Source organism: Bacillus sp. X1(2014), from assembly GCF_007678255.1.
The window spans coordinates 1-5,911 of sequence record NZ_VEED01000044.1 but is presented as its reverse complement, the minus strand read 5'-3'; the positions used below and the strand labels follow the sequence as shown (position 1 = coordinate 5,911).

General features: G+C 38.3%; 5 protein-coding genes. 3 read left to right on the top strand and 2 right to left on the bottom strand.

Going from position 1 to position 5,911, the window contains the following annotated elements:
• Positions 1–316: 316 nt before the first annotated feature.
• Positions 317–1,657 carry an APC family permease gene (locus tag FS608_RS29565; RefSeq protein ID WP_222127433.1) on the bottom strand — a complete coding sequence of 447 codons (1,341 nt, stop codon included), beginning with the start codon at positions 1,655–1,657 and terminating at the stop codon, positions 317–319.
• 318 nt (positions 1,658–1,975) lie between these two features.
• On the opposite strand from FS608_RS29565, the gene speB reads away from it, so the two are divergent.
• Positions 1,976–2,911, top strand: a complete 936-nt coding sequence (speB, locus tag FS608_RS29560; protein WP_144556133.1) for an agmatinase — start codon at positions 1,976–1,978, stop codon at positions 2,909–2,911.
• 96 nt (positions 2,912–3,007) lie between these two features.
• Here the strand turns inward: speB and FS608_RS29555 are convergent, their stop codons facing one another.
• Positions 3,008–3,610, bottom strand: a complete 603-nt coding sequence (locus FS608_RS29555) for a cell wall hydrolase (RefSeq protein WP_144556132.1) — start codon at positions 3,608–3,610, stop codon at positions 3,008–3,010.
• Between the two features lie 367 nt (positions 3,611–3,977).
• Here FS608_RS29555 and FS608_RS29550 point away from each other — a divergent pair, with 367 nt between their 5' ends.
• Together FS608_RS29550 and FS608_RS29545 are read left to right on the top strand one after the other, a co-directional pair.
• Positions 3,978–4,424, top strand: a complete 447-nt coding sequence (locus FS608_RS29550) for a Dps family protein (RefSeq protein WP_144556130.1) — start codon at positions 3,978–3,980, stop codon at positions 4,422–4,424.
• A 125-nt stretch (positions 4,425–4,549) separates the two neighbouring features.
• Positions 4,550–5,815 (top strand): FAD-dependent oxidoreductase, encoded by a 1,266-nt coding sequence (locus tag FS608_RS29545; RefSeq protein ID WP_260871866.1) that lies wholly within the window; start codon positions 4,550–4,552, stop codon positions 5,813–5,815.
• Positions 5,816–5,911: the final 96 nt, after the last annotated feature.

Sequence of the window (5,911 nt, the reverse complement as noted above, 5' to 3'; positions counted from 1 at the left end):
GTCGCTGATAACATTGTTGACAAAAGGAATTAATTTGACCCCTTTTTCTTTTTACACAATTATACGGACTTAATCCCTTTTTTAATAATAATTACGAATTAAGCGGAATTTTTCCGTCTATTGTTCCACTCGGGTGCTTAACCTGATCCCCCAGCCGTAAGTGAGGATCATCTTATTGCGTAGAAACCTTGATAAATAAAGAAAAGACGTATGCCAATTCATACGTCTTTTCTTGTGTCTTTTAATTAGAAAGCATCCGAAAATAGAACCCTTTACATATCACAGAATCCACTGCTATCATAAAAAGATTATTCGTTTATGCTTCCTCCGCTTTATATTGGGGTGGCGCTATTCGGAATGCCTTTGTTAGAAAAAGTAAGTAAGTAAATCCAGTAATGAACCAAAGAATTCCCATAATCAAGGAACTAACCTCTAGATTAATCCAAAGGATCCCGACCGCCCCCGCACCAATTAAAGGCATTATAACGTAATCCAAAAAACCTCTAGGTGTCCTGTGCAGCTTTTGACGAACGGCAAAGTGACTAATAACAGAAAGATTGACAAACGTAAAGGCCATTAACGCACCAAAATTAATTAACGAAGTCGCCGTAACGAGATCGAAGAACCAGGCCGACAATGAGATGACACCCACAACTAAAACATTAATTGCAGGTGTCCGCCATTTTGGATGAACGTATCCAAACCATTTTTCCGGAAATACCTTGTCACGCCCCATCACATACAAGAGTCGGGAAACACTAGCATGTGATGCAAGTCCGGAGGCTAGTGTATTAACAAAGGTTGTACACAAGAAAATCGATTGGAACAGCTTACCACCTACATATAGAGCAATTTCTGGAAGTGCGGCATCAGGTTCTTTGAATCTAGATATATCTGGAAAAAATGATTGAATAAAAAACGATGTGGTAATAAAAATAACCCCTCCCCATAAAGCTGTAAGCATTATTGCTTTTGGGATCGTCTTTTGCGGATTGGGAGTTTCTTCAGACAATGTTGTAACAGCATCAAAACCCAGGAAAGAAAAGCAAAGAATCGTTGCACCGGTAATAAGGACAGGCAGGTTCATGCCTTCAACAAAAAATGGGTTTAAGCTAAAAACAGTTCCTGTTCCCTCTCCCGAATGTAAACCTTTAATAACAAGGATAATAAAGACAACCATGATCAGTATTTGAACAAGAACAAATAATGTATTGAAATTTGCCAGGGCATTTACGCTTCGCAGGTTTAGGAATGTAACAATTCCTACAAACACTAATACCCAAATAAAATCTGGCACAGATGGGAACAATGCATTGAGGTACAGTTTTGTTAACAAAGCGTTTACCATTGGCAAAAACAAATAATCAAGCAGTGAAGACCATCCAACTAGAAAACCCAGATGCCTGTTCATCGCTTTTTGGGTATACGTATAGGCTGATCCAGCTTGAGGGAAAACCTTAACAAGCTTCCCATAACTTGACGCTGTAAACAGCATCCCAATCAATGCAATAATATAGGCTGCTGGTACATGCCCCTGGGTTACACCAGAAACAATTCCAAATGTGTCAAAAACCACCATGGGTGTCATATAAGCTAACCCCATGATTACGACCTGCCACAACTTTAACGATCTTTTCAGCTTTACGCCATTCTCCACCTATCATACCTCCCTTTTGATTAAAACGCTTTCATAAAAGAAATCCTTTGTCTTCTGAAAATTTTTTACTCCCCCTCACTTTTTTGAAAATTCAAATATATACTTGCAATTTCCGTGCCAAACTACATATTTTTTAAATTAATCTCAAAGGGAGGTCTTGAATAGTCAACCTATAGTCTTTTGAATTATTCATCTATGCATACAATATTCCCAATTAAATAGTTTCTCGCTCCATTCGCAACGATGCCTCTCACCATTTCATTTGGCACAATTCTTGCAATTTACAATATATGAAAATAAGAAATGGGGGAATCTTAAATGCACTATCCATTATCACCTGATGTTAAACCAGAATTTTGTACCACCGGGACCTTTATGAGGTTACCCTCCCACAGGGAAAATGCTAAATTGGCCATTGTTGGTGTCCCGTTTGATACTGCAGCCTCCTTTCGTGTTGGTGCTCGGTTCGCACCTCAAGCTATTCGTCAATCGTCAATGACTCTATTCCCATATCATCCGATTCACAAGGTTTATCCTTTTGACGAATGTAATGCCATTGACATCGGTGATATATCTGTCATTCCACATAACATCCATCGCAGCTATGAGGTGATTGAAAAAGCAATGGTGGACTTGATGGAAAAAGGAATTATTCCAATTGGACTAGGAGGAGATCATTCTGTAACATTAGCCCATCTTCGAGCCGCAGTAAAAGTGCACGGTCCTGTTGCCTTAATTCACTTTGATTCTCATACAGATACTTGGGACACATATTATGAAGAAAAGTATTGGCATGGTTCACCATTCATCCGAGCATACGAAGAGAATCTCCTCATTCCTGATAAGGTTTTCCAAGTAGGAATTCGAGGAACCTTGAACCATCCCGGTGATATTGACGCCAGCACGGATTTAGGCTATCACGTGATTACAACGCCAGAGCTAAAGCAACGAGGAATCGAAAATGTTTTGAATGAAATGAAAGCAAAAATTGGTGATACTCCTTGTTTCTTAAGCTTTGATATTGATTTTGTTGATCCTTCATGCGCACCAGGAACGGGAACACTAGAAGTTGGTGGTTTAAATAGTTTTGAAACGTTGCAAATCATCCGATCTCTAACAGATTTTCACTTTATTGGTTTTGACTTAGTCGAGGTCTTGCCGCCATATGATCCGACTCAGATTACATCATTACTTGCTGCCACCATTATCCATGAATTTGCTAGTCTGGTTGCTCTAAAAATTAAACAAGATTAATAGTTAAATATAAAAAAAGCAGTGATTCCATTTTTAGGAAATCACTGCTTTTTGTTTAGAGTACCATTTTTTTGAAATACTACTTTAACATAGCTTTTATTTCGCGAATCGGTGGTTACCAATGGTTACCGTTACTGGACGCGAGTAAATCCATTTACTTACAGCTGTTTTTGGATTATAGAAAAATAATGATCCATTTCCCTGACCTCTGAATGCAAGTGCTTCATTCACTGCTCGTTTTGAAGCAGCATCAGCTGGTTGATTAATTGTTCCATTTTTTACAGGCGTGAAGGCATAGTACCCGTTCGACTTTTCATAAATAACACCTTTAACAGTATTTGGGAAATCAGGGCTGGATACACGGTTAAGAATAACCGTTGCAACGGCTACTTTCCCTGCATATGGCTCTCCTACTGCCTCAGCACGAACTAATCGTGCCATTAAATCTTTTTCTGCTGCCGTAACAGAAGAATTCGGGATTACTAGATTAGATCCTGCATAAAGAAGATTACTAGTTTTGTTGTTTGCTTTTTTTAGATTATTAACAGTTAAACCGTACTTCACGGCAATTTTCCAATAAGTTTCACCTGTTTGTACTTTATGTGTGGTTGTTGCCGCTTCAGTTGTTCCATTTAACGTAAAAGCTGACATTGATAAGATAAGTCCGGTCGCAATTAGTAATTTTTTAAATTTATTCATAAATTATTACCTCCAATATTTATTCCTCGCTTGTCATACTAATAAGGCTAACAGTTGTTACATACTGATTCATTACCCAAAAAGTGGTAACGAAACATGGACCTAAAATGCGCCCAGTATGAAGGGATTTGTCTACTAAATAGAATTATCTTCCATTCATATATGAATTACATTAGATGGCCAATGTGGAAATAATAGGTTATATTATTACAAATTGTTTCATGCTTGTAACATAAAAATAGAGCGTAGCGCTCTTTAAAACCAATGAATTTTTCACTACATTGACAACAAATTCCTCAAATACATACAGGATTTCTGCTGAATCTTTGGTAATAATATAAGTGAAGTGATAAAGGAGGCTATTTTTATGGAAAATCAATTAGTCAGTGTACTTAACAAACAGATTGCAAACTGGTCTGTACTGTATACGAAGTTACATAACTATCACTGGTATGTAAAAGGTGGGCAATTTTTCACCTTACATGTCAAATTTGAAGAGTTTTATAATGAGGCTGGCATCCATGTCGATGAACTGGCAGAACGCTTGCTAGCTATCGGCGGAAAACCCGCTGCTACAATGAAAGAATACCTAGAAATCTCATCAATTAAAGAAGCGTCAGGTAACGAATCTGCGGATGAGATGGTTGAATCAATTATAAATGACTTCTCAATTATTATTGGCGAATTGAAAGAAGGCATGAGCTTTGCCGATGAAAATCATGATGAAACAACAGGAGATATGCTGCTTGCGATTCATTCTGGTCTTGAGAAACATGTTTGGATGCTAACGGCTTTCTTAGGCAGATCCATATAGAATCATACTACAGTCCAACCATTGGTTGGACTGTTTTATTATTTATAATAATTATTAAAAAGGATTGACTTTCACTTAATATTTATATTATTATGAAATTATCAAATAATTGGAGGTTGGCAAAATTGTCTAAACCTGAAGTGATCGTTTATAGCAGTTCCGGCTGTCCTTATTGTGAAAAAGTAAAATCATTCTTAAAAGATCGCCACATTGATTTTGAAGAGCGGAATGCTTCCATACATAAGGAATATTTTGATCAATTAAAGGAACGGAAAATATATGGAACACCAGCAACGCTTATTGATGGAAAACTAGTCCTTGGCTTTCAGGAGAAAAAATTAAATAAATTGCTTGGACTCTCGGAAGACCAAGTTCCTGTGCTTAGCTCTGCAAAGACTGAAACTAGCAACGTAAATGCTGATACTATTTTTCAAGCAGTCAATGAAAATGTTCTTAAAGAAGTCTATGATTTTGTTACCATCGGCGGCGGTCCCGCCGGAGCATCTGCAGCTGTTTATGCAGCCCGAGGCAAGTTAAAAACACTCGTGATTGATAAAGCCCCAAAAGCTGGTACACTTGCCATCACACATAAAATCGCGAACTACCCAGGTGTACGCGAAGAAGTTACCGGGCTTGAACTGTTAACAAGAATGCAAGCACAAGCGAAGGATTTTGGAGCAGAATTCGTTCGTTCAACTGTCCTATCGGTTGATTTTTCAGATGAAATCAAAATGATAGAATTAGCCGAAGGTACCATTAAAGCTAAAAGTGTCTTTATTGCTGTAGGAGCAAAAGCACCTTTCGGTAAGATTAAAGGGGAAGAAGAATACACAGGACGTGGTGTTAGCTATTGTTCAACCTGTGATGCAGCCTTCTATCAAGACAGAGTGGTCGCTGTTGTTGGTGATAATGATGAAGCCATCCACGAGGCAGAAACATTGGCAAAGTATTGTAAAACAGTTAAGTTGTTAGTTCCAACTGAATTAAAGGGCGATGTAGACCTTTCTGTATTAGAAAATAACTCAAATGTAGAAATTTATAAACGTCATCGTGTAAGAGAAATTATTGGGACAGATAGTGTGGAGCAAATAGTTGTTCTTACCGATAAAAAGGAAGAGCAGATATGGGATGTGGATGGAATTTTCTTATATCTCGGTGGAATGATGCCAGGAACTGACTTCTTAAAAGGAGCAGTGATCCGCGACGAAGAAGGATATGTCATGGTAGATGAGTACCTTCGCACAAATGTTGACGGCGTCTTCGCAGGCGGTGACGCTAGAAGAACTCCGATTAAACAAGCGGTTATTTCAGCAGCTGACGGGGCGATTGCAGCTTTAAGTGCCGAGCAGCACGTCAACAAACGGTCAAAACTCCGCCCACAGTATTCATAAAAAAAGACGGCAGCTGCCGTCTCAGACTGTAGACAAACTCGAAAAAAACGAGCTTGCCTACAGTTTTTTTGTTGTAAAATAGTAGTAATAAAATCT

Coding starts and splice junctions, on each gene's coding strand:
- speB (WP_144556133.1), top strand. CDS start 1,976: ATGCACTATCCATTATCACCTGATGTTAAACCAGAATTTTGTACCACC.
- FS608_RS29555 (WP_144556132.1), bottom strand. CDS start 3,610: ATGAATAAATTTAAAAAATTACTAATTGCGACCGGACTTATCTTATCA.
- FS608_RS29550 (WP_144556130.1), top strand. CDS start 3,978: ATGGAAAATCAATTAGTCAGTGTACTTAACAAACAGATTGCAAACTGG.